At 64.4% G+C, this 23397-nt stretch carries 19 protein-coding genes; 11 read left to right on the top strand and 8 right to left on the bottom strand.

Features of this window, described 5'->3' with window-relative positions:
- Positions 1-39: 39 nt before the first annotated feature.
- Both QU44_RS04090 and QU44_RS04085 read right to left on the bottom strand, forming a co-directional pair.
- Positions 40-1821, bottom strand: a complete 1782-nt coding sequence (locus QU44_RS04090) for a putative 2OG-Fe(II) oxygenase (protein ID WP_197054236.1) — start codon at positions 1819-1821, stop codon at positions 40-42.
- Between the two features lie 16 nt (positions 1822-1837).
- Complete coding sequence (locus tag QU44_RS04085) at positions 1838-2587, bottom strand: 2OG-Fe(II) oxygenase (RefSeq protein ID WP_052134316.1); 750 nt, start codon at positions 2585-2587, stop codon at positions 1838-1840.
- Positions 2588-2757: 170 nt separating this feature from the next.
- On the opposite strand from QU44_RS04085, the gene QU44_RS04080 reads away from it, so the two are divergent.
- Together QU44_RS04080 and QU44_RS04075 are read left to right on the top strand one after the other, a co-directional pair.
- Complete coding sequence (locus tag QU44_RS04080; protein ID WP_033920335.1) at positions 2758-3486, top strand: 2OG-Fe(II) oxygenase; 729 nt, start codon at positions 2758-2760, stop codon at positions 3484-3486.
- A 236-nt stretch (positions 3487-3722) separates the two neighbouring features.
- On the top strand, positions 3723-6710 hold the full coding sequence (locus QU44_RS04075) for a TonB-dependent receptor domain-containing protein (RefSeq protein WP_156140923.1): 2988 nt from the start codon (positions 3723-3725) through the stop codon (positions 6708-6710).
- A 64-nt stretch (positions 6711-6774) separates the two neighbouring features.
- Here the strand turns inward: QU44_RS04075 and clpB are convergent, their stop codons facing one another.
- The 3 genes from clpB to panC form a co-directional block, all read right to left on the bottom strand.
- Positions 6775-9354 (bottom strand): ATP-dependent chaperone ClpB, encoded by a 2580-nt coding sequence (clpB, locus tag QU44_RS04070; RefSeq protein WP_033920279.1) that lies wholly within the window; start codon positions 9352-9354, stop codon positions 6775-6777.
- A gap of 64 nt (positions 9355-9418) precedes the next feature.
- A complete protein-coding gene (locus tag QU44_RS04065; RefSeq protein WP_033920278.1) occupies positions 9419-9715 on the bottom strand; it encodes a hypothetical protein in 297 nt (98 codons plus the stop codon).
- An 81-nt stretch (positions 9716-9796) separates the two neighbouring features.
- A complete protein-coding gene (panC, locus tag QU44_RS04060; RefSeq protein WP_033920276.1) occupies positions 9797-10645 on the bottom strand; it encodes a pantoate--beta-alanine ligase in 849 nt (282 codons plus the stop codon).
- A gap of 85 nt (positions 10646-10730) precedes the next feature.
- On the opposite strand from panC, the gene QU44_RS04055 reads away from it, so the two are divergent.
- The 7 genes from QU44_RS04055 to QU44_RS04025 all read left to right on the top strand — a co-directional run bounded on the left by QU44_RS04055 (position 10731) and on the right by QU44_RS04025 (position 19026).
- On the top strand, positions 10731-11555 hold the full coding sequence (locus QU44_RS04055; protein ID WP_033920274.1) for a division plane positioning ATPase MipZ: 825 nt from the start codon (positions 10731-10733) through the stop codon (positions 11553-11555).
- Positions 11555-11809 (top strand): J domain-containing protein, encoded by a 255-nt coding sequence (locus QU44_RS04050; protein WP_033920272.1) that lies wholly within the window; start codon positions 11555-11557, stop codon positions 11807-11809. Before QU44_RS04055 ends, QU44_RS04050 begins: the two co-directional genes overlap by 1 nt.
- Positions 11810-11923: 114 nt before the next feature.
- Positions 11924-13306, top strand: coding sequence for a phosphoglucomutase/phosphomannomutase PgmG (gene pgmG / locus QU44_RS04045; RefSeq protein WP_033920270.1), 1383 nt, complete (start codon positions 11924-11926; stop codon positions 13304-13306).
- 381 nt (positions 13307-13687) lie between these two features.
- Complete coding sequence (locus QU44_RS04040; protein ID WP_033920268.1) at positions 13688-14461, top strand: bacteriorhodopsin-like; 774 nt, start codon at positions 13688-13690, stop codon at positions 14459-14461.
- Positions 14462-14512: 51 nt separating this feature from the next.
- Positions 14513-15439: a Brp/Blh family beta-carotene 15,15'-dioxygenase gene (locus QU44_RS17380; protein WP_052134314.1), complete on the top strand. Its 927-nt coding sequence runs from the start codon at positions 14513-14515 to the stop codon at positions 15437-15439.
- A gap of 163 nt (positions 15440-15602) precedes the next feature.
- Entirely contained in the window at positions 15603-18281 is a 2679-nt protein-coding gene (gene acnA / locus QU44_RS04030; protein ID WP_033920265.1) for an aconitate hydratase AcnA, read from the top strand.
- A 133-nt stretch (positions 18282-18414) separates the two neighbouring features.
- Positions 18415-19026, top strand: coding sequence for a hypothetical protein (locus QU44_RS04025; protein ID WP_033920264.1), 612 nt, complete (start codon positions 18415-18417; stop codon positions 19024-19026).
- Positions 19027-19236: 210 nt separating this feature from the next.
- On the opposite strand, the gene QU44_RS04020 is transcribed toward QU44_RS04025, so the two are convergent.
- A complete protein-coding gene (locus QU44_RS04020; protein WP_033920262.1) occupies positions 19237-20235 on the bottom strand; it encodes an LLM class flavin-dependent oxidoreductase in 999 nt (332 codons plus the stop codon).
- A gap of 220 nt (positions 20236-20455) precedes the next feature.
- On the opposite strand from QU44_RS04020, the gene QU44_RS04015 reads away from it, so the two are divergent.
- Positions 20456-21136: a pyrimidine 5'-nucleotidase gene (locus QU44_RS04015; RefSeq protein WP_033920261.1), complete on the top strand. Its 681-nt coding sequence runs from the start codon at positions 20456-20458 to the stop codon at positions 21134-21136.
- Positions 21121-21930, top strand: a complete 810-nt coding sequence (gene dapD, locus QU44_RS04010; protein WP_033920259.1) for a 2,3,4,5-tetrahydropyridine-2,6-dicarboxylate N-succinyltransferase — start codon at positions 21121-21123, stop codon at positions 21928-21930. The genes QU44_RS04015 and dapD overlap by 16 nt, the downstream gene beginning before the upstream one ends.
- 15 nt (positions 21931-21945) lie before the next feature.
- On the opposite strand, the gene QU44_RS04005 is transcribed toward dapD, so the two are convergent.
- Together QU44_RS04005 and QU44_RS04000 are read right to left on the bottom strand one after the other, a co-directional pair.
- On the bottom strand, positions 21946-22374 hold the full coding sequence (locus QU44_RS04005; RefSeq protein ID WP_033920257.1) for a CoA-binding protein: 429 nt from the start codon (positions 22372-22374) through the stop codon (positions 21946-21948).
- 4 nt (positions 22375-22378) lie between these two features.
- On the bottom strand, positions 22379-23338 hold the full coding sequence (locus QU44_RS04000) for an Mrp/NBP35 family ATP-binding protein (RefSeq protein ID WP_033920256.1): 960 nt from the start codon (positions 23336-23338) through the stop codon (positions 22379-22381).
- Positions 23339-23397: the final 59 nt, after the last annotated feature.

The following is a 23397-nucleotide window of genomic DNA, read 5'->3' as shown; positions in this document are numbered from 1 at the left end:
TTTTGTCTGCCGCCGATAGACGAGCCGGCAATTGCCGGTTCAGTCGTTCGCGGTCGTCACGTCGAATGCCACGGTCAGCCGGGTGCCATTGCTGAAGGGCCGGGTGCCGTGGAACAGATAGCTGGGAAATAATGCCAGTCTGCCGACGCGCGGTTCGATCGTGGTGATCGGAGCCAGGTCCAGCCCGAGTTCGGCAGGCGGGCGACCCAGTTCGAGCCATCCGGCCTGAGGGTCGGCGTCGCTCGTGCGATCGGGCAGGGCGACATACAGCGCCGAACTGAGCAATCCCTCGGGATGGATGTGCTGGACGTGAAACCCGCTTCTTGCCAGCTGCACCGACCAGCTTCCGGTTATTCGCATCGCCGTGTCACGGTGGCGCAGCAGTGGGTGCGCGGCATCATGGGGCGGCAATGCCCGCCGGTGCGTGTCCACCGCCTGGGCCAGCCGCGCATGCAGCGCCCGCAATGCGGGTTCGGTCCGCCAGAATAGCCGCCCCTGGGTTTGCGTGCCGCCGCGCAGCGATTGCCCCAGCGGATGAGCGCGGGTGCGATGGATCGCGCGCAGCGTATCGCCAAGCTGCTCGATCCATTCCTGGTCGAGGCCCAAGTCGATGGCCGCCACCAGCCCCGGCAGCTCACACAGCCATTGGTGGCGATCGTCCCCCAGCAATCGCCAGGCGAGCGAAAGATGCGCCCAGCCTGCAATCAAACCGGGCTGAAGCGCAATTGCACGTTCCAGCAGTGCGGCAGCGGCCTGCGCATCGCCAGCACGCAAGCTGTTTCGCCCGCGCGCTGCCAACACCGCCGAATCCTGCGGTAGACCCGAAAGCGTCCGCTCGGCGGCAGCCAAATCGCCCGTCTCGCTGGCCAGATTTGCCGCCTCGATCAGCGTAATCACGTCGTCACGCCCAAGCGCGGCGATCGTGGCGTCGATCGCGGCCCGCGCCGCAGTGCCATCGCCGGCAGCGGCCAAGGCGCGCCAATGCGCTTGCCGTAGTGCGAAATCGCCAGGATTTGCCGTGATCGCCGCGTCGAAATGCTCGGCGAAATCCGCGCCTTCCCCGGCCTCGGCACGCATCGCCGCCAATCGCGCATGACCTTCGGCCCAGCTTGGTTGCGTCCGCACCGCGCGGGTCAGATAGGGCACCGCGCCCGGATCGCCGACTGCGGCCATCGCCTCGGCAAGGCCAAGGATTAGTTCGATATCATCGGGTTGTGCGGTCAGCGCCACGCGATACCGTTCGGCGGCATCGGACTCGCCGCGCTCCATCGCGATCCGGGCGCGGGCGTGGCGCGCCACGGGCCGCATCGGTTCGATCGCCAGTGCCCGGTCATATGCGGCGGCGGCTTCGTCGATCCGTTCGATCGATCGCAATATCTGCCCCTGTGCGGCATGCCCCTTTGCCAGCAACGGCGACTCGCGTGTCACCCGTTCGAGATCGGCCAGCGCTTCGTGCGATCGATGGAGGCGGTGCAACAGCAGCGCATGATTATAGCGCGCGTCGATGAACCCGGGCGCAATCGCCAAGGCGCGCTCATATGCCGCCAGCGCCGCGTCGCTCTCGCCCAGATCGCCCAGCAGATTCGCATGGTTGCCGTGGATCGCCGGGTCTTGCGGCGCGACCTTCAGCGCACGGCGGAAAAACTGTTTTGCAGCGTCCCCGGCACCAGCCTTTTTCTCGACCAGCGCGGCCAGATGCAGGACGGCGGGATGCTCGCCCACCGCGCGAAGGACGGTGGCCAGCGCCTTGCGCGCATCGTCGATCCGTCCTGCGGCCAGCGCCTGTTCGGCGGCGGCGAACAGCGCATTGGCGTCGGTCATGGTGTATTCCGCCTGATCACCGATCGCGGAACCAGCCGGTGATCGAAAACCGGCCAACCGGCGCGAACGGCGCGACATAGCTGACCGCGTGGAGGCGGGGCACCGCAAACAGGCTCAGCGCGTTGAAGCGTGGCCGGTATCCCGCAACGATATCACCATCATCGTCATAGAAATTGAGATAGCCGCCCCAATCGGGATTCCAGTCGTCCGCCGCCAGGCTCAGCACATAGGCAATTCGCCAGCCCTCGCCGACATGGCTGTCGGCATGCTGTGCCAGGAAATGGGTGGGGCCGAACAACGTCGCCTGGGCATCGGCCTTTACCAATTCGGCCATGCCGGTCACGTCGCGCACCAGATTCAGGAAGGGCTGGTCATTGATGTGCTCGAACAGGATTTCGTGCGGTGAATCGGGATGCCAGCGCTCCAGATACGCATCCAAAATGGGGTAGCGCGCATAGGTGAAGGCATAATCGCCGCGCGCAGCCGATTGCGACACCGATTGTCCGATCTGGGTGCGTTCGGCTGCTGGCATCGCGGCAAAGGCGGCAGCGCGGGCGGCGCGCGGGCCTTCGGCACCCGCCTGCCAGGCAAGACCCCATTCGGTGCCGCGCGCCAGGATCGCGCGCAATTCCCGGGCGGCAGCCGGTTGCAGCACATCGCGGATTTGCAGCCTGCCGTCGCGTGCGAATTGCGCGGCAAGGGCCGCCCGATCAAGATCCGGATTGAGCGCCAGCAGATGAAGTGCAGGGGTTGCGGGCGACGACATGGCAGGTCCGGTGCGCTGTGGTGATGAACGGCACCATGCCGCCCCGGCTTGTGCACCTCAACCCCTGTGAGAACAAGCTGGTGCCGCAAGCCTCGGCTCTGGGCGCAAATAGCGGGCCGGCGCATGCGGCACCCGTTTTCTTCCGCCGGCGGCTATGCCATCACGCGGGCATGTCTGTGCCCCCGCTAGCGCTGAACCCCTTGCTCGACATCGATGCGCTGGCGAAGCATTTCGCCCAGCATCGCCGATTACAGATTGTCGATTTCCTTGCGCCTGAAACTGCGTTGGCCTGGCATATGCACCTGCGCGCGCGAACGGATTGGATACAGGTGTTGAACAGCACTGAGCGCGTGATCGAACTCGATCGCGCGGGCCAGGCGGCATTGACCGATGATCAGCGCGCGGCGCTGGAAAACGCGATCCACGCCAGTGCGCGGCACGGCTTTCAATATCGCTACGAAACCATTCGTGTGCCTGACGATGCGGGGCAGCGAGTCCAGTCGGGCGATCCGCTTGCGGCTTTTGCTGCTTGGTTGTCGCAGGGCGAAGCCCGTGATGCCCTGCGCCGGATTACCGGCAATACCGCGATTGCCTTTGCCGATGCCCAGGCAACAGCATATTCGCCCGGCGATTTTCTTACCGGGCATGATGATCAGGTCGCGGGCAAGCATCGCCACGCTGCCTATGTCCTTGGATTGACGCCCACCTGGCGCGCCGAATGGGGCGGGTTGCTGCTGTTTCACGGTGACGGCGCAAATAGCATCGAGGGGTTCGCGCCCACCCTCGGCACGCTCAACCTGTTCGCGGTGCCGCAAATGCATAGTGTTTCCCAGGTGAGCAAAGCGGCGGCCTATCGTCGCTATTCGATCACCGGCTGGCTGCGGGGTGGTACCGCCTGAACCGGTCGCCTGTGGCGGATTTCTGCGGCAAAGCGCGTAGTGTTTCGTCGCCCACCGCCGATCGCCCGGCGTGGCATATCGGTGACACCTCGCCGCTAAACCGTCCATAACCGTCTGTTTTATTTGCATCGGCGGCCAACAGCGGCGACGGGGGCGCCCCAGGTCGTGTTGGGGCCTGTTGCAGTGCGGGACGAGTGTGTGGCCCCGCCATGTGTTGTAAAAGGGATGTAGCGTTGATGCGTAAGCGTACAAACAAGTTGATCAATTCCAGCGCGCCGACAGCGATCGTGCTTGCGCTGCTGTCGATGCCGGTGGTTGCCCAGGCACAATCGGTCGATGCAAATGCCGATGGCGTGGTGACCGATGAGACGCAGGCTGCTGGTCAGGCGAACGCCGATCAGGGCGATACGATCGTCGTAACCGGTTCGCGCATTTCGTCGCCGAACATCACCTCGATCGCACCGATTCAGTCGGTCACGTCGGCGCAGATTACCGATTCGGGCGTCATCAACGTTCAGGAGCTGTTGCAGGAAAACCCCGTGTTCGGATCGCCGACGCTGTCGCGCACCAACACCGCGTTCCTGACCTCGGGTACCGGTGTCGCCTCGATCGAGTTGCGTAACCTTGGCACCGCGCGGACGCTGGTCCTGATCAACGGTCGGCGCGTCGTGTCGGGTGTTCCCGGTGCGGCCACGGTCGACACCAATGTCATTCCGACCCAGTTCTTGCAGAGCGTCGATACGCTGACCGGCGGTTCGTCGTCGCTCTACGGTTCGGACGCGGTCGCGGGCGTCGTGAACTTCATTTACAAGGACAATTTCGAGGGCGTCGAGGCGAACGCGCAATACGGCATCACCGAGCGCGGCGATGATCCCCGCTATCAGGCCAACATCACCGCCGGCGGCAATTTTGCCGAAGGCCGCGGGAACATGATGGTCCATTTCGGCTATTCGAAGGAAGAGGGCCTGTTGTCGCGCCAGCGTGCGAACACGCGGGTCGACGATGTCGACAGCTTCTTCTTCGAGACCTTCGACCCGGCCGATTACGGCATCCCCTCGGAGCCCGCATTGTCGGGCTTCGCGCCGCAGGGTCGGTTTACCGCAGGCGGCCGCACCTTCACGTACAGCCCGACGGGCGCGTTGCAGGAGGGCTTCTCCAGCGCGGTCAACGGTTTCAACCGCCAGCAATTCCGCACCATCGCGGTGCCGGTCGAGCGTTACCTGTTCGCGACCCGTGGCCATTTCGATATGACGGACAACGTCCGCCTGATTACCGAAGGCACCTATGCCAGCACCCGTTCATCGCGTGAGATCGAGCCGTTCGCGCTTCAGTCGAATGAAACCGGCGGCGTATTCCCGGGCGTCGGTGGTGCAATGCCGCTGCAAACCAATGTCAACGGCGTGCTTGTCCGCAATCCGTTCGTTCCCGATGCGATCTTCAACGCGGCGACCGACACCAATGGCGACGGCATCCGCGACATCCAGTTCGCCCGCCGCATCAGCGAATTCGGCACGCGCAACGGCTCGACCAACCGCGATTTCTATCGCTTTGTGGTCGGTCTGGAAGGCAAGATCGCCCAGAATCTGAACTGGGACGTCAGCTATAATTTCGGCCGGACGTCGGAATCGCAGCAGTCGAACGGTCAGGTCAACGTCCTCAATTTCCGCAACGCGCTGAACGCGGTTACCGACAGCAGCGGCGCGATTGTCTGCGCCGATTCCAGTGCGCGGGCACAGGGCTGCGTCCCGGTCAACATCTATGGCGCGGGCAGCATCTCGCCGGCAGCGGTCAGCTACATCGCCGCCGACCAGACGTTGCAGACTCGCATCACCCAGCAGCAGGTTCAGGCCAATCTGTCGGGATCGTTCATCGAGCTGCCGGCAGGCCCGCTGGGCTTCGCGGTGGGCGGCGAATATCGTCGTGAATCGAGCAGCGAGAATAACGACGCGCTGACCAATGCCGGCCTGAATGGCGGCAACGCGCTGCCCGATACGTCGGGGTCGTTCGACGTTCGCGAGGTCTATGGCGAAGTCAATATTCCGCTGCTGTCGGACACGCCGTTCTTCGAATCGCTGAACGCGCGTGCTTCGGGTCGTATCTCGGACTATTCGACCGTCGGCACGATCTACACCTGGAATGCAGGCGGTGACTGGGCTCCGGTCAACGGTCTGCGCTTTCGCGGGTCATATTCGCGGTCGGTGCGTGCGCCGAACATCGGCGAATTGTTCCAGGGGCCGGCACAGACCTTCCCCACGGGCATTTCCGATCCGTGCGTCGGCGTGACGCTGACCAGCACGACTGCGGTATCGGCTGCGTGCCGCGCGGCACCGGGCGTGTTGACGAATATCGCTGCCAATAATGGTGCGTTCGCGGCGACGCAGCTCGACATTCAGGGGATCAGCGGCTTCAACAGCGGCAACCCGAACCTGAACGAGGAAAAGTCTGCTTCGTGGACGATCGGCGGCGTGTTGACCGCCGGCGATTTCGGCGTAACCGGCCTGTTCTCGCGGCTCAGCCTGTCGGTCGATTATTTCAACATCGACGTCGACAACACGATCACCGATCAGCCGCGCGCGTTCACGCTGAACCAGTGCTACCAGTTGGCAAACCAGGCATCGTGCGCGCTGATTCAGCGTCGTTCGGTCGCAACGTCGGTCAACAGTGCGGGTTCGCTCGAGTTCATCGACGCCCCGCAAGTCAACGGCGGCACGCTGATGACCGACGGTATCGATGCGGTGCTGACGCTGAATGCGCCGGTGAATTTCGCAGGCGGCGGCAATGTCGGCATGCGCGTTGCCTACACGCACACCTTCCGTGGCTATGAAGTGCCGCTGCCGGGTGCGGCTCGCGACAATTTCGCGGGTGAAATCGGTACGCCCAAGGATCGGTTCACTTCGTCGGTGTTCTTCACGAACGATGATTTCCGCTTCAACCTGACGGGTACGTGGCTGGGCAAGTCATATGAGGACGATCTGTCGCTGGCGGCATATGAAGTCGACCGGTTCAGCGTTTCGGTGCCGTCGCGTTTCTACATGGACACGCAGTTGACGTTCCGTGCGGCGCGCGAGTTCGAAATGTTCGTTGGTGCAGACAATCTGCTCGACACCAAGGCACCGAACATCCTGACCGGTTCGCCGTTCAACACGACCGGCACCGATACGGCCGCCAATGTGTACGACGTGTTCGGACGCCGCTTCTATTCGGGTGCGCGCCTGCGCTTCTGATCCAAGCTGGTCCTTCAAGGAACGGGAAAGGGGATGGCCAACAGCCATCCCCTTTTTTGTGGGTTCATCCCACCGTCAACGCCAGCGCGCCATCACCCTCATCGACCGCGACCGTCGACCCTTCGCGCACGTCGCCGCGCAGGATCAGGTCGGCCAGCGGGTCTTGTAGATAGCGCTGCACCGCGCGTTTGAGCGGCCGTGCGCCATAGACCGGGTCATAGCCCACCCGGCCCAGCCAAGCGCGCGCGGCGTCGGTCAGCGTGATCGTGATCTTGCGATCGGCCAGCAGCTTGCCCACCCGCGCCACCTGGATGTCGACGATCGGCCCCATGTGATCGGCGCCAAGCCGGTGGAACAGGATGATCTCGTCGAGCCGGTTGAGGAATTCGGGCCGGAAATGCGCGCGCACCACGTCCATCACCTGCGGCTCGACATCCTCGACCGACTGGCCATCGGCCAGATTGGTCAGATGCTGGCTGCCAAGGTTCGACGTCAGGATGATGATCGTGTTCGAAAAATCGACGGTGCGGCCCTGGCCGTCGGTCAGCCTGCCGTCGTCGAGCACTTGCAGCAGGATGTTGAAGACATCGCCATGTGCCTTTTCGACCTCGTCGAACAGGATCACCTGATAGGGCCTGCGCCGCACCGCCTCGGTCAACACGCCGCCTTCCTCATAGCCGACATAGCCCGGGGGGGCGCCGATCAGCCGCGCGACCGAATGTTTCTCCATGAATTCGCTCATGTCGATCCGCACCATCGCGTTTGAATCGTCGAACAGGAATTCGGCGAGCGTCTTGGTCAGTTCGGTCTTGCCGACGCCGGTCGGTCCCAGGAACAGGAAGCTGCCCAGCGGCCGGTTGGGGTCTTGCAGCCCGGCGCGGCTGCGGCGGACGGCGGTTGCCACCGCGCGCACCGCCTGTGGCTGGCCGATCACGCGCTTGCCCAGCGCCTCTTCCATGTTGAGCAGTTTCGCGCGCTCGCCCTCCAGCATCCGGTCGACCGGGATTCCGGTCCAGCGGCTGACGATCGCGGCGATGTCGTCGGCGGTGACTTCCTCGCGCAGCATCGCGCCCTCGGTCGCGCCCTGCGCTGCCACCACCTGTTTTTCGAGCGTGGGGATGGTGCCATAGGTCAGCTCGGACATGCGCGCGAGATCGCCCTCGCGCTGCGCCTGTTCGAGCAGCGTCCGCGCGGCATCGAGCTGTTCCTTCAGCTTGGCCTCAGAATTAATCTTCACCTTTTCGGCCTGCCAGCGCTCGGTCAGCACCGCCGATTGCGCCTCCAGATCGGCAAGCTCGGCGGTCAGCCGTTCGAGCCGGTCGCGCGATCCGGCGTCGCTTTCCTTCTTGAGCGCTTCGGCCTCGATCTTGAGCTGGATGATCCGGCGGTCGAGCCCCTCAATCTCCTCGGGCTTGCTCTCGACCTCCATCCGCAGCCGACTGGCGGCTTCGTCCATCAGGTCGATCGCCTTGTCGGGCAGAAAGCGGTCGGTGATGTAGCGGTTTGCCAGCGTGGCGGCGGCGACGATCGCGGCGTCGGTGATCCGCACGCCGTGATGCAGTTCGTAGCGGTCCTTCAGCCCGCGCAGGATCGACACCGAATCCTCGACCGTGGGTTCGCCGACGAACACCGGCTGGAAGCGGCGTTGCAGCGCGGGGTCTTTCTCGACATGTTTGCGATATTCATCGAGCGTGGTCGCGCCGATGCAGTGGAGTTCGCCGCGCGCCAATGCGGGTTTCAGCAGGTTCGACGCATCCATCGCGCCTTCGGATTTGCCCGCGCCGATCAGCGTGTGCATCTCGTCGATGAACAGCACGACTTCGCCCTCGGCGTCTTTTACCTCGTCGAGCACGCCCTTAAGCCGTTCCTCGAACTCGCCGCGATATTTCGCGCCGGCGATCAGGCTGCCCATGTCGAGCGCCATCAGCCGGCGATCCTTGAGCGTATCGGGCACGTCGCCATTGGCGATTCGCAGCGCGAGGCCTTCGGCGATCGCGGTCTTGCCGACGCCGGGTTCGCCGATCAGGACGGGGTTGTTCTTGGTCCGGCGGGCGAGGATCTGGATGGTGCGGCGGATTTCCTCGTCGCGGCCGATCACCGGATCGAGCTTGCCGTCGCGCGCCGCCTGGGTCAGGTCGCGCGCGAATTTCTTGAGCGCGTCATAACGGCCCTCGGCCCCGGCGGTATCGGCGGCGCGTCCGCTGCGCAATTGGTTGATCGCGGCGTTCAGCGGCTCGGCCTTCACCCCTGCGGCAGCTAGCGCCTTGCCCGCCGCGGTGGTGGGCGACAGCACCAATGCCAGCAGCAGCCGCTCGACGGTGACGAAGCTGTCGCCCGCCTTGATCGCGACCTGTTCGGCCTGGTCGAGCACGCGCACCGCATCGTTATCGAGGCCCGGCGTCGTTTGCGCGCCCGATCCCGATACTGCGGGCAGCTTGGCCAGCGCCGCGTCGGTCTCGGTCAGCGCACGCTTGGATTCACCCCCCGCCGCCCCAATCAACCCGGCGGCCATGCCTTGCTCGTCGTCGAGCAGACTTTTGAGCAGATGCTCTGGCGTGATCCGCTGGTGGTTCAGCCGGATCGCGATCGTCTGCGCCGCCTGCAAAAAGCCCTTGGCGCGGTCAGTGAATTTTTCGAGGTTCATGTTCGCCACCCATCTGTGATGGAACGAACATAGTGTTGCCCGATTGCAACACAAGCGCCCTTGATCAGGCTGCCTGTGCGATGCTCGCGGCACGCCAGGCGCGCGCCGCCTTTTGCGCGGTCGCGATTTCGCGCGCGGTCATTTCACCGGCGATTTCGGCACGCGAACGCTGCGCCTGTTCGCTGCCCGACTGGGCGGCGATGTTGAACCATTTATGCGCCTCGATCAGGTCGACGATCGCGTCCAGCGCGCCGCTGGCATAGATCATGCCCAATTCATAACAGGCATCGGCATCGCCACGCGCCGCTTGCGTCAGCCGCCGCTCGACCAGATTCCCTACATTCTTCAGACTGCTGCCCATCGGTCCAAACCCCGGTTTGTCGTGCCTCCCCCGGCACTGGAGGGAGACTGACGCAAGGTTTTCAACAATTGGTTAACGCGGTTAACCTTCGTCGACGGGGGCGACGGCGATGTTATCGATCAACCGCGTCGTGCCGAGCTTCGCCGCTGCCAGCAGCCGCATCGGCCGGGCGGGGGAGGGCACGCCCAGCGTTTCGGCATCGACGAGTTCGACATAGTCGACGACGAATCCGGCGTTGGTCAATGTCGTGCGCGCCTGGGCCAGCGCCGCTGCGGCATCGCCGCCGCGCTCGATCGTCGCCGCTGCCACCCCCAACGCGCGCGGAAGGGCAACCGCCGCCTGCCGCTCTTCAGGGAGGAGGTAGATGTTGCGCGATGACAGTGCCAGACCATCATCGTCGCGCTGGGTGCCGATGCCGACAATCTCGATGTCGAGGTTGAGATCGCTGGTCAGCCGCCGGATCACCGCCAATTGCTGATAATCCTTTTCCCCGAACAGCGCGACGTCGGGCGCGACCTGGTGAAATAGCTTGGCGACCACCGTCGCCACCCCATCGAAATGGCCGGGACGTGCCGCGCCATCCAGCCCTTCGCTCACCCCGGCCACCGAAATCGTGGTGGCGAAGCCCGCCGGGTACATCGTCTCGACATCGGGCAGCCACAGCGCATCGACCCCGGCGGCGGTCAGCATCCGTGTATCGGCGGCCTCGCGCCGGGGATAGCGCGCCAGATCCTCGCCCGCGCCGAACTGCATGGGGTTGACGAAGATCGACACCATCACCCGTGCCGCCTGCCGCCGCGCCGCTTCGACCAGTGCCATATGCCCGTCATGCAGCGCGCCCATTGTCGGCACCAACGCGATTCGTTCGCCCGCGCCGCGCCAGCTTGCGATGGTCTCGCGCAGCATGCTTAATTCTCTGATGGTTTGCACGATGGACGCCTTGCGATAGAGAACGGGAGTGAGCGCAGCCTCCTATGGAAGCGTGCAGGGGCAATCAACATGGGAAAATCGCGTTTTGGGTAGTGGTGCCAACGGGCTGCACGTCATCGTCTTCGCCAATGAAAAGGGCGGGACCGGCAAATCGACGACGGCGGTGCATACCGCGATCGCGCTGGCGGCGCGTGGCGCGCGAGTCGCCGCGTTCGACCTGGACCATCGCCAGCGCACGCTGGGCCGCTATCTCGACAATCGCGCCGCGACGATCAAGCGCACCGGGCGCAGCTTGCCGATGCCGCGCCACGAGACGCATGACGGCACCACGATCGCGCATTTTCAGCAAGCGCTCGAGCGGTTGAGCGAAGGCAGTGACTATCTGGTGATCGACACGCCGGGCCGCGATGATAAATTCGCCCGGATCGCGGTGACCAATGCCGACACGCTGGTCACGCCGATGAACGACAGCTTCGTCGATTTCGACCTGATCGGGCAGGTCGATCCCGATACGTTTCAGGTGACCCGGCCAAGCTTTTATTCCGAACTGATCTGGGAATCGCGCAAAAGCCGCGCCAAGGCCGATGGATCGACGATCGATTGGGTGGTGCTGCGAAACCGGCTTCAGCATATCGAGGCGCGCAACATGCGCCGCGTGTCCGAGGCCATCACCCAATTGTCGCGCCGCGTCGGCTTTCGCGTCATTTCGGGGCTGTCGGAGCGCGTGATCTATCGCGAGTTGTTCCCGCAAGGGCTGACGATGCTCGATTCTCGCGAATTTGGTGAAATGGGCCTGGGGCATGTCGCCGCGCGCCAGGAATTGCGCGAGATGATGGCCGGGCTGGCGCTGCCCGATCACGCGGCGGCACCCAAGCAGGTACAGCCCGATCCGACGACGGCCACCGCCTGATGGGCAAATTGCTGTTCGCCGCTGCCTTGATGGCGGTGATCTGGTGGCTGTTCTTCGCCCGCAAGGGCCGCCCCCGGCTGCGCGAGGACGAAGCGCGGCAAGTGCTGGGGGTCAGCGCCGATGCCGATGCCGGCGCCATTCGCGCCGCGCATCGCCGGCTGGTGACCGCTGTTCATCCCGACAAGGGCGGCTCGGTCGATCTGACCAAGCGGATCAACGCGGCCCGCGATGTTTTGCTGAAACGGCTGCAATGATCGATCTGCCGGGTGGTGCGTTGCGGTAAAGTATCGCTTTGCCGCGTCGAGTGTCATTGCACTTTCGCGCAATCGCGCCAAAGAACGCCCGCAGACTTTCAGGAGGCCAATTGCATGACGCACCGTTTCGACCCCACGTCGCTTCGCGAATATGACATTCGCGGTATCGTCGGCAAGACGCTCGGCACCGCCGACGCCGACGCGATCGGGCGCGGCTTTGGCACGTTGGTGCGGCGCGCCGGCGGCACCCGCGTGGCGGTTGGCCGCGATGGCCGCCATTCCTCGCCCGAGATGGAGGCGGCACTGGTCGCCGGTCTCACCGGCGCGGGGGTCGATGTGGTGCGGGTTGGCCTCGGCCCCACGCCGATGCTGTATTATGCCGAAGCCACGCTAGAGGTCGATGGCGGCATTCAGATAACCGGCAGCCATAATCCCGCCGAGTATAATGGCTTCAAGATGGTGCTTCAGCATCGTCCGTTCTTTGGTGCCGACATCCAGACGCTGGGCGTCATGGCTGCCGAGGGGGACTGGGAAATCGGTGAAGGCGTCGTCACCGATGTCGATATCATGGACGACTATGTCGGGCGGTTGATGGCCGGCTATAGCGGCGGCACCTATCGCATCGGTTGGGATGCCGGCAACGGCGTCTCTGGCCCGGTCATCGAGAAGCTGGTCAAGCTCCTGCCAGGTGAGCATCATTTGCTCTTTACCGATGTAGACGGCGATTTTCCCAACCATCATCCTGACCCCACTGACGAAGCCAACCTCACCGCGCTCAAGGCACTTGTCGCGGAGAAGAACCTCGATTTCGGACTGGCGTTCGATGGCGATGGCGACCGGATCGGCGCGATTGACGGGGAAGGCCGCGTAATCTGGGGCGATCAGCTTTTGTCCATTTTGGCTGAACCTGTGCTGCGGGAGCTGCCCGGCGCGACGATCATCGCCGATGTGAAGGCAAGCCAGGCGCTGTACGACCGGATCGAAGAGCTGGGCGGCAAGCCGTTGATGTGGAAGACCGGCCACAGCCTGATCAAGATGAAGATGAAGGAAACCGGTTCGCCGCTGGCAGGCGAAATGAGCGGCCACGTCTTCTTCGCGCATGAATATTATGGTTTCGACGACGCGCAATATGCCGCCGTCCGGCTGATCCGCGCCGCGCACCTGATCGGCAAGTCGATCACCCAGTTGCGCAGCGAAATGCCCGCGATGATCAACACCCCCGAAATGCGCTTCCAGGTCGATGAAAGCCGCAAATTCGCGGTGATCGACGAAGTGCTTGAACGGCTGAAGGCCGAGGGCGCCGACATCAACAACACCGATGGTGCCCGCGTGAACACCCCCGATGGCTGGTGGCTGTTGCGCGCCTCGAACACCCAGGACGTGCTGGTCGCGCGCGCCGAGGCAAAGGATCAGGCGGGTCTCGACCGTTTGATGGCGATGCTCGACGCGCAACTCGCCGCCAGCGGCCTCCAGCGCGGCCCGCAAGCCGCGCATTAAGACGATCTACTATCGGCAATCTCCTCTGCCTGCACGGGAAGGGGAGATTGCCGTACCTTATGGGCAGCATCTGGTGATGATGGCTGCCGGCCAGGATCCGCTTCGGCGTTTGTATCCGCGCGCCCCCTCCGCTCCGCAACCGCGTCGAGCCTGATCCGCAAGAGTCCGCAGGCATCTTTGCTGCACCTTGGTTGCTGCGCCGTTGGCGGCTGCCGACGCTTGCCTGCTGCGATGGCAACCCCTTCGGCTACCAACTTTATACCTACGATAGAAAGTCTAGCTATAATCGCCAAAGACTGTGGTAGATACGCTCCGCACACTGATAATAAACTCAGCCGCCACCGGTTGGGTGTTGTATTCGTTGCACAAAAGGATTTGCAAATGGAGACGGTTACTGTTGGTCAGTACTTCCTGATATATAATGCGTTTTCATTGACATTTGCGACAATGTCGGCCGCTGCACTTTTCCTTTGGTTTGGGCGTAGTCAAGTAACTGCACCTTATAAGACCGCATTGGTGATCTCTGGGTTGGTCTGCGCCATCGCCGCCTATCACTACCTGCGGATTTTCGAGAGCTGGGCCGGTGCCTATGAAGTGCGCGGCGCGGTGATTACGTCGACCGGCTACGCCTTCAATGATGCCTATCGTTACGTCGACTGGTTGTTGACCGTGCCATTGTTGCTGATCGAGCTGGTATTGGTGATGCGTCTGTCCGAGTCGGAGACCGTGTCGAAGTCTGTTCGTCTCGGCTTCGCCGCTGCACTGATGATCGCTCTGGGCTATCCGGGCGAGATCGCTGCCGATAACGGCACACGCGCGCTGTGGGGTACGCTGTCGACGATCCCGTTCTTGTACATCGTATGGGAACTGTTCCGCGGCCTGGGCGACTCGATCAATCGCCAGCCTGAGTCGGTGCGTCCGCTGATCCGCAAGGCGCGGCTGCTGACGTTCGCATCATGGGGCTTCTATCCGATCGTCTACATGGCGCCTTTCGCCAACATCTCGGGCGCAGCCGCCGAAACGACGATCCAGATCGGCTACACGCTGGCCGACATCCTTGCCAAGGCAGGCGTCGGCGTGATGATCTACATGATCGCGGTCCGCAAGTCGGCGATCGAGCGCGAAACCGCCGGTCACGGCGCGACGGTAGCGTAATGCGAAGCGGCGATTTCTCAAGATGGATGCTCCGTTGACCGGGGCAGCCACATGACGATCGCCGCACAGGGCCGGGAGCGCATTGCGCCCCCGGCCGATCTGCATTCGCATCGAATGGGTTTGGCCGATGCCCCGTTCGCCATCATGGCGAGCCTGTTGATCGCCGCGAAGCTTGCCGGCGTTCCGCTTAACGGCCCAATCGCCTCGCTTGGCGCAGCGCTTGTTTTCCTGCTCGGCGGCCTGCCGCATGGCGCTTTCGATCTCGCCGTCGCGCGGCGGTTTGCCCGAAGCGGGCTTGCCTCTTACGCGCATTCGGCGGCGCTCTATGCGCTGGTGCTCGGCATCGCCGCGACCGCGTGGACGCTGGCACCGCACATCGCTTTGCCGATTTTCCTGGTGCTCGCCGCGCTGCATTTTGCCGCCGACTGGTCGATGATCGGCGAACGCTTCATCGAAACCGGGGTAGGGGTGGCGCTGGTTGCGCTGCCGATCGCCGCGCATCCGGCGGCGGTTTTGGATATTTTTACCGCGATGGGCGGTGCCGATATGGCCGCGACGATCGGTCGCGGCGGCATGGTGGTCGCGCCGGTCGCCTCGCTGGTCGCGCTGATCGGCGCGACGATCCTGGTCGAGCGTGGCCGGTCGGTGGAGGCGGCGCAGCTTGTCGGATCGCTCCTTGCGATGCTGGTGCTGCCGCCGCTCTGGGGCTTTGCGCTGTACTTCACCTGCGTCCATTCGGTCCGCCATTTCCGTGAGATAGGTGAGGCGATGCCAGGGCTTGGGCGGGCGGCCTGGCTGCGTACCGGTGCCGGCCTGACGCTCGCGGCGCTGGCGCTTGGCTATGCGCTGTTGCCCGCGATGCGGCATCTCGATGCGCCGGGCTTCGTGCCGGCCGCCTTCGTACTGCTCGCGATCCTGTTCATGCCGCATCTGGTGTTGTCGGCGCGGATCGATTCGTTGCGGCGCGCTGCCCGCTGACGGCGAGCGGCGGCGTGCATCTTCAACTTTCGTCCACCCTTCCCCCGGGCGCACCCCCTTGCTACAGCCGCCGAGAAAACTTGAATCCATCAGCTCGCCGGCAAGCGTGCGCGCGGCTTCCCGCCGCCTCCCCGCCGCTTCCCCGCATTCGGAAAGGCACGCCATGACTGCCATCGGCAACGATACCCTGGGCACCCGCGACACGCTCGACGTGGGCGGCACCACCTATCATTATTACAGCCTGGTCAAGGCCGCCGCGAAGCTGGGCGATGTCAGCCGTCTGCCTTTCTCGATGAAGGTGCTGCTCGAAAACATGCTGCGCTTCGAGGACGGCACCACCGTCACCACCGAAGACGCGCAGGCGATCGTCGATTGGCAGAAGGATGCCTGCTCGAACCGCGAGATCCAGTATCGCCCCGCGCGCGTGCTGATGCAGGATTTCACCGGCGTGCCTTGCGTCGTCGACCTCGCTGCGATGCGCGACGCGATCACCGGGCTGGGCGGCGATCCTGCCAAGATCAACCCGCAGGTGCCGGTGCATCTGGTCATCGATCACTCAGTGATGGTCGATGAATTCGGCACGCCCAAGGCGTTCGAGAACAATGTCGCGCTGGAATATGAGCGTAATTCGGAGCGCTATGAGTTCCTGAAATGGGGATCCAAGGCGCTCGACAATTTCAAGGTGGTGCCGCCGGGCACCGGCATCTGCCACCAGGTGAACCTTGAATATGTCAGCCAGGCGGTGTGGTCGTCAAAGGTGACGGGCAGCAACGGCGGCGACATGATCGCCTATCCCGACACGTTGGTCGGCACCGATAGCCACACCACGATGGTCAACGGCCTGGGCGTGCTCGGCTGGGGCGTCGGCGGGATCGAGGCTGAGGCGGCGATGCTCGGCCAGCCCGTCTCGATGCTGATCCCCGAAGTCGTCGGCTTCAAGCTGATCGGCGCGCTGAAGGAGGGCATCACCGCCACCGATCTGGTGCTCACCGTCACGCAGATGCTGCGCGCCAAGGGCGTGGTGGGTCGCTTCGTCGAATTCTATGGCCCTGGCCTTGCCAGCATGAGCCTGGCCGATCGCGCGACGATCGCCAACATGGCCCCCGAATATGGCGCGACCTGCGGCTTCTTCCCGATCGACGACAAGACGCTCGATTACATGCGCCTCACCGGGCGTGACGACGCGACCGTCGCGCTGGTCGAGGCCTATGCCAAGGCGCAGGGCATGTGGCGGTTGGACGACGTCGCCGATCCGATCTTCACCGACACGCTCGAACTCGACATGGCCAGCGTCGAGCCCAGCCTTGCCGGCCCCAAGCGCCCGCAGGACCGCGTTTCGCTCGGGCATGTCGACGACACCTTCAACAGCGATCTCGCGACGGTGTATAAGAAGGCGGGCGCAGTGCGCGTGCCGGTCGAGGGCGCGGCGCATGACATCGGCGATGGCGACGTCGTGATTGCCGCGATCACTTCGTGCACCAACACGTCGAACCCCAGCGTGTTGATCGCCGCCGGCCTGGTCGCGCGCAAGGCACGCGCCGCTGGCCTTACCCCGAAGCCCTGGGTGAAGACCTCGCTCGCGCCGGGCAGCCAGGTGGTGACCGATTATCTCGACAAGGCGGGCCTGACCGAAGACCTCAACGCGATGGGCTTCAACCTGGTCGGCTATGGCTGCACCACCTGCATCGGCAATTCAGGGCCGCTCGCCGAGCCGATTTCGGCGGCGATCAACGGCAACGACATCGTCGCTGCATCGGTGCTGTCGGGCAACCGCAACTTCGAAGGCCGGGTATCGGCCGATGTGCGGGCCAATTTCCTCGCCTCGCCGCCGCTGGTGGTCGCCTATGCGCTCAAGGGCACGGTGACCGAGGATATGTACGACACCCCGCTGGGCGAGGGCACCAATGGTCCGGTGTTCCTGAAGGACATCTGGCCGACCAACGAAGAGGTCGCCTCGACGATGGCGGCCAATATCGACGACGGCATGTTCCGCGCGCGCTATGGCAACGTCTATGCCGGTGACCAGCATTGGGCTGGCATTCAGGTCGAAGGGTCGGACACCTATCGCTGGCCCGCGGCATCGACCTACATCGCCAACCCGCCCTATTTCGAAGGGCTGACGATGACCCCCGCGCCGGTCGCCGACATTATCGAAGCCAAGCCGCTGGCGATCCTGGGCGATTCGATCACCACCGATCACATCTCGCCTGCCGGCAGCATCAAGGCCGATTCGCCCGCCGGCAGCTTCCTGCAAGAGCATCAGGTCAACAAGAAGGACTTCAACAGCTACGGCGCGCGCCGCGGCAATCATGACGTGATGATGCGCGGCACCTTTGCCAACATCCGCATCAAGAACGAGATGGTCCCCGGCGTCGAGGGCGGCATGAGCCGGTATGAAGGCGAGACGATGCCGATCTATGACGCAGCGATGCGCCACAAGGCCGACGGCACGCCGCTGGTGGTGATCGCGGGCAAGGAATATGGCACCGGATCATCGCGCGATTGGGCGGCCAAGGGCACCAATCTGCTCGGCGTTCGCGCGGTGATCACCGAAAGCTTCGAGCGTATCCACCGTTCGAACCTGGTTGGCATGGGCGTGTTGCCGCTTCAGTTCGCCGAAGGCGTCACGCGCCAGACGCTGGGGCTGACCGGCGACGAGACCTTCACGATCACCGGCGTCGCCGGTCTTCGCCCGCGTCAGGAAGTCGAAGTGCAACTGGTCCGTGCCGATGGCTCGACCGAAAGCTTCATGACCAAGTGCCGGATCGATACCGTCAACGAACTGGAATATTTCCTGAACGGCGGCATCCTGCACTACGTCCTGCGCAAGCTGGCGGCATAAGGCTTGTGCCCTCCCCCCTGGCGGGGGAGGGCCGGCTACCCCGTTCGGGCGGGGGGCACGAATAGTGGATGCACGGTTAACTATCTGACGGTACAGCGCTCCTTTCGTCGGTCGACGAGCGGGAGGGCAAGCGTTGAAGAAACCGATGACGGTGGCGCAGTTGACCGAACTGGGTCGGGTGCAGCTATCGCCGCATTTTTACCTGCGCGATTTCCTGTATTCGGACATCGCGGCGATCCACGGGCTGTCGAACATTCCCGACCATCCCGACTTGGCAATCGAAGCCGGGTCGCGGCTGTGCAACGAATTGCTCGAACCGTTGCAGGACGCCTTTGGCCGAATCGCGATCCGATCGGCCTATCGCTCGGCCGAAGTGAACGCGCTCGGCAACGCCAAAAGCTATAATTGCGCGTCGAACGACCGCAACGCCGCCCGCCACATCTGGGACATGCGCGATAGCGCCGGCCGGATGGGCGCGACCGCGTGCATCGTCGTGCCGGGCTTTGCCAACCGCTTCGACCAGCCGGGCGACTGGAAGCGGCTGGCATGGTGGATCCACGATCACCTCCCCTATGCGATGATCGAGGCATTCCCGGTGCGCTGGGCGATGAACCTGTCTTGGCATGAGGTGCCGTCGCGGATGATCTTCAGCCACGTCCCCGATGCGCGGGGGTATCTGACCAAGCCGGGCATGGCGAACCATGAGGGCGGGCACGAGAGCGAGTGGTCGGGGATTTTGCCGTAATATGTTCCCTCTCCCGCGAGCGGGAGAGGGTTGCGCAGACTTGGTCGTGCTCCTTCAGCACGGCCTAGTCGTAGCTGGGTGAGGGTGCTGCGCTTGCGCTCGCAAGCGCGCGGCGCGAGAGCGCCGCACCACCCTCATCCAACCTGCGCTAGGCCGCTTCGCGACCAAGCTTCGGTATCCTTCTCCCGCCGGCGGGAGAAGGTTTGGGCGTTAGGCCGCGAGCCGCAATCCCTGCACTGCTTCGGCCGTCAGCGCGATGCTGCGTAGCCGCGCCTCGGGGTCATAGGTCGCCCCCGCGATCATCAGTTCATCGACGCCGGTGCGCTCGACGAATGCCGCGATCTGCCGCGCCACCGTGGCGGGCGAGCCGATCGCCGAGCAGGACAGCACCTGTTCGAGCATTGCCGCCCCCTGCGGCCCAAGGCTTGCGCGATAATCGCGCACCGGCGGCTGCATCTTGCCCGGATTGCCGGTGCGAAGCGCGACGAAGGATTGCTCCATCGAACTCGCCAGATAGCGCGCCTCCTCATCGGTATCGGCGGCGAACACGTTGAATCCGGCCATCACATGCGGCCGCTCAAGCGCTGCCGAGGGGCGGAAGTCGCGGCGGTAGATCGCGATTGCCTGGTCTAGCGCATCGGGCGCGAAGTGCGAGGCAAAGGCATAGGGTAGCCCCAGCATCGCAGCGAGCTGCGCGCCGAACAGGCTCGACCCCAAAATCCAGATCGCGACATCGGCTCCGGCCCCCGGCGTCGCGCGGATGCCCGTCTGCCCGTCATCGGCGAAGTAGCTTTGCAGCTCCATCACATCGTTGGGAAAGCCATTGGGATCGCTTTCGAGCGACCGGCGAAGCGCGCGGGCGGTGCGCTGGTCCGATCCGGGCGCGCGGCCAAGGCCAAGGTCGATCCGGCCCGGAAATAAGGCATCGAGCGTGCCGAACTGTTCGGCCACCACCAATGGCGCATGATTGGGCAGCATGATGCCGCCGGCGCCGACGCGGATGCTGCTGGTCGCGGCGGCGACATGGCCGATGACGACCGAGGTAGCGCCGCCGGCAATGCCCGGCATGCCGTGATGCTCGGCGATCCAGTAGCGCGAATAGCCATAGGCTTCGGCCTGGCGCGCATAAGTGGCGGTATCGGCGAGCGCGGTGGCAACGGTGCCGCCTTCGCGGACGGGGACGAGATCGTGGATCGAATATTGGGTCATGTGAGGGACATGGGGTGTGGGAGCGCAATCTGCCATCATAGGTTCGCTTTGCGGCGGGTAAGCTGCGCTGTGCTCTCCATCGTCATTCCCGCGCAGGCGGGAATCCATAGCCGTGTCGATCATCTATATGCCGAACGTTAGCCGTTATGGATCCCCGCCTGCGCGGGGATGACGAAAGGGTGGTTTGAACTCCCCCAAAATCCATCCTACACGATCGCCCATGCTCGCTTCGCTATCGCACGTCCGCACCTGGGTCTTTGACCTCGACAATACGCTGTATCCGGCAAGCGCCGGGCTGTTTCCGCAGATCGACGCGCGGATGACGCAATACATCTGCGACATGGATGGTTGTGACCGCGACACCGCGCTCGAAATCCAGAAGCGCCATTTCCACGCGCACGGCACGACCCTGTCGGGGCTGCTCGCCGATCGCGACATCGACCCGCACCATTTCCTCGATTATGTCCACGACGTCGACATGAGCGTGCTCGATGCCGACCATGCGCTGGCGGCGGCGATCGAACGGCTGCCGGGGCGCAAGCTGATCTTTACCAACGGCGATGCCCCCTATGCCCGGCGGGTGCTCGACGCGATCGGGCTGGCCGATTGTTTCGAGGGTATTCACGACATCCACGCCACCGGCTATCTGCCAAAGCCGCACGCCGCCGCTTATGCCGGGCTGTGCGATGCCTTTGCCATCGACCCCACTACTGCGTTGTTCGCCGAAGACATGGCGCGCAACCTGGCGCCCGCCAAGGTGATCGGCATGGCGACGTTGTGGGTCGACAATGGCTCCGAACAACATGGCTGCGGAAGCCGCGATTACGTTGATTTCACCACGCCGGACCTTAGCGCGTGGCTGCACGATATTCTGGAGGGAACACCATGCGCGACCAACTGAGCACGATCATCGACACCGCATGGGATGATCGCACGAGCATTTCCACCGCCACCACCGGCGAGGTCCGCGACGCGGTCGATCAGGCGCTGGCACTGCTCGATTCGGGCGAGGCGCGCGTTGCCGAGCCTGATGGCGCTGGCGGCTGGCAGGTGAATCAGTGGCTCAAGAAAGCGGTGCTGCTGTCGTTCCGGCTAAACGACAATGCGGTGATGCCCGGCGGTTTCGACAAGGTGCCGTCGAAATTCGCCAATTGGGACGACGCCCGTTTCCGCGCCGCCGGCTTTCGCGCGGTGCCCGGCAGCGTGGTGCGGCAGGGCGCGTTCATCGGCAAAGGCGCGGTGCTGATGCCGAGCTTCGTCAACATCGGTGCCTATGTCGGCGAAGGCACGATGGTCGATACCTGGGCGACGGTGGGAAGCTGCGCGCAGATCGGCCGCAATGTGCATCTGTCGGGCGGCGCGGGGATCGGCGGCGTGCTCGAACCGCTGCAGGCTAACCCGGTGGTGATCGAGGACGGTGCGTTCATCGGTGCGCGTGCTGAGGTGGCCGAGGGCGTGATCGTGCGCGAGGGCGCGGTGCTGTCGATGGGGGTGTATCTGGGCGCATCGACCAAGATCATCGACCGCGCGACCGGCGAAGTCCGCACCGGCGAAGTCCCGCCCTATGCAGTGGTGGTCCCCGGCACGATCGGCGGCGGCGAGGGTAAGCCGGCGCTGTATTGCGCGGTGATCATCAAGCAGGTCGACGAGCGCACGCGGAGCAAGACCAGCATCAACGAGTTGCTGCGCGACTGAGGCCGGGGAGGGGGCTCAGGCGACCGGCGCCACCCCCAACCGGGCAATTTCGATCTTGGGGCAGCGGTCCATCACCACTTGCAGCCCCGCCGCCTCCGCCCGCGCGGCGGCGGCGTCATCGACCACGCCAAGCTGCATCCACACCGCCTTCGCGCCGATCGCGATCGCCTGATCGACCGCCGCGCCGGCATCGGCCGATCGGCGGAAAATGTCGACGATGTCGATCGGGTCGCCCAATTGGCTAAGCTCGCGGAACACGAATTCGCCGTGGATATGCTCGCCGGTGATCTGCGGATTGACCGGGATCACGCGATAGCCATGACCTTGCAGCGCCGCCATCACCTGATTCGACGCCCGATCGGGGCGGTCGGACGCGCCGACCAGCGCGATGGTCCGCGCGCCTTCTAGCAGCGCCTTGATGTCCTCGTCGCGGTCCAGCGGCATCGGGTCAGCCCTTTCGGTCGAGCCACGCATCGATTCGCGCGGCAAGATCATGGAACGCCGCTGCTTCGGCCCCGTTCCCAGCCGCCGGCGGCACCCCTGCGTCCGATGCGGTGCGAATCGCGATCGCCAGCGGGATGCGCCCCAGGAAGGGAACGCCGAGCGCCGCCGCCGCCGCCTCCGCGCCGCCCGATCCGAACGGGTCGGACACTTCGCCGCAATGCGGGCAGGCATAGCCCGCCATATTCTCGACGATGCCGATCACCGGCACCCCGGTCTGGCCGAACAGGTCGATCGCGCGCCGTGCGTCGATCAGCGCCAGATCCTGCGGGGTCGATACGATCACCACCCCTTCGGGCTTATGCTTCTGGATCATCGTCAACTGAACGTCGCCGGTGCCCGGCGGCATGTCGACCACCAGAATATCGGCCTGCCACGCGCCATCGACCAACTGGGTGAGCGCGTTGGTCGCCATCGGGCCGCGCCAGGCGAGCGCTTTTTCGGGGCCGACCAACTGGCCGACCGACAGCACCGGCACGCCATAAGCGGTGGGCACCGGCACCAGTTTCTTGTCGCGCGCCTCGGGCTTGGTTCCGACGACGCCGAGCAAGGTCGGTTGCGACGGGCCATAAATATCGGCGTCGATCATCCCCACCGTGCGCCCCCGCGCCGCCAGTGCGATCGCCAGATTGGCCGACACGGTCGATTTGCCGACCCCGCCCTTGCCGCTGGCCACCGCGATCAGCCGGCGGCGGGTGCGCTGGCTGGTCTGCCCGATGCGTACCGATTCGACGCCCGGAACCGACGCGGTCGCTGCCTCTACCTCTGCCGCCAGCGCATCGCGGGTGGTTTCGGCCAAGCCGCTGACGTCGAGAATCACGCTGGCGCGCGCGCCATCGGTGCGGACAGTGGCGCGCCCGGCGGCGAGCGGGGCGAGGATTGCTTCAATAGCTGCCTGTAGGGTCATGGACGCGATCTATACCTGCAAAGGGAACACGGCACTGTAATTCGCCGCGCGCGGCCTTA

This window comes from Sphingomonas sp. 37zxx (assembly GCF_000786205.1).
Classification (GTDB): domain Bacteria; phylum Pseudomonadota; class Alphaproteobacteria; order Sphingomonadales; family Sphingomonadaceae; genus Sphingomonas.
The sequence above is the reverse complement of the archived record's forward strand: the minus strand, read 5'-3'. Positions and strand labels throughout refer to the sequence as shown.

Excerpts from the sequence above, each read along its gene's own strand:
- QU44_RS04090 (WP_197054236.1), bottom strand. The coding sequence starts at position 1,821 with ATGACCGACGCCAATGCGCTGTTCGCCGCCGCCGAACAGGCGCTGGCC.
- QU44_RS04085 (WP_052134316.1), bottom strand. The coding sequence starts at position 2,587 with ATGTCGTCGCCCGCAACCCCTGCACTTCATCTGCTGGCGCTCAATCCG.
- QU44_RS04080 (WP_033920335.1), top strand. The coding sequence starts at position 2,758 with ATGTCTGTGCCCCCGCTAGCGCTGAACCCCTTGCTCGACATCGATGCG.
- QU44_RS04075 (WP_156140923.1), top strand. The coding sequence starts at position 3,723 with ATGCGTAAGCGTACAAACAAGTTGATCAATTCCAGCGCGCCGACAGCG.
- clpB (WP_033920279.1), bottom strand. The coding sequence starts at position 9,354 with ATGAACCTCGAAAAATTCACTGACCGCGCCAAGGGCTTTTTGCAGGCG.
- QU44_RS04065 (WP_033920278.1), bottom strand. The coding sequence starts at position 9,715 with ATGGGCAGCAGTCTGAAGAATGTAGGGAATCTGGTCGAGCGGCGGCTG.
- QU44_RS04050 (WP_033920272.1), top strand. The coding sequence starts at position 11,555 with ATGGGCAAATTGCTGTTCGCCGCTGCCTTGATGGCGGTGATCTGGTGG.
- pgmG (WP_033920270.1), top strand. The coding sequence starts at position 11,924 with ATGACGCACCGTTTCGACCCCACGTCGCTTCGCGAATATGACATTCGC.
- QU44_RS04040 (WP_033920268.1), top strand. The coding sequence starts at position 13,688 with ATGGAGACGGTTACTGTTGGTCAGTACTTCCTGATATATAATGCGTTT.
- QU44_RS17380 (WP_052134314.1), top strand. The coding sequence starts at position 14,513 with ATGACGATCGCCGCACAGGGCCGGGAGCGCATTGCGCCCCCGGCCGAT.
- acnA (WP_033920265.1), top strand. The coding sequence starts at position 15,603 with ATGACTGCCATCGGCAACGATACCCTGGGCACCCGCGACACGCTCGAC.
- QU44_RS04020 (WP_033920262.1), bottom strand. The coding sequence starts at position 20,235 with ATGACCCAATATTCGATCCACGATCTCGTCCCCGTCCGCGAAGGCGGC.
- QU44_RS04015 (WP_033920261.1), top strand. The coding sequence starts at position 20,456 with ATGCTCGCTTCGCTATCGCACGTCCGCACCTGGGTCTTTGACCTCGAC.
- dapD (WP_033920259.1), top strand. The coding sequence starts at position 21,121 with ATGCGCGACCAACTGAGCACGATCATCGACACCGCATGGGATGATCGC.
- QU44_RS04005 (WP_033920257.1), bottom strand. The coding sequence starts at position 22,374 with ATGCCGCTGGACCGCGACGAGGACATCAAGGCGCTGCTAGAAGGCGCG.
- QU44_RS04000 (WP_033920256.1), bottom strand. The coding sequence starts at position 23,338 with ATGACCCTACAGGCAGCTATTGAAGCAATCCTCGCCCCGCTCGCCGCC.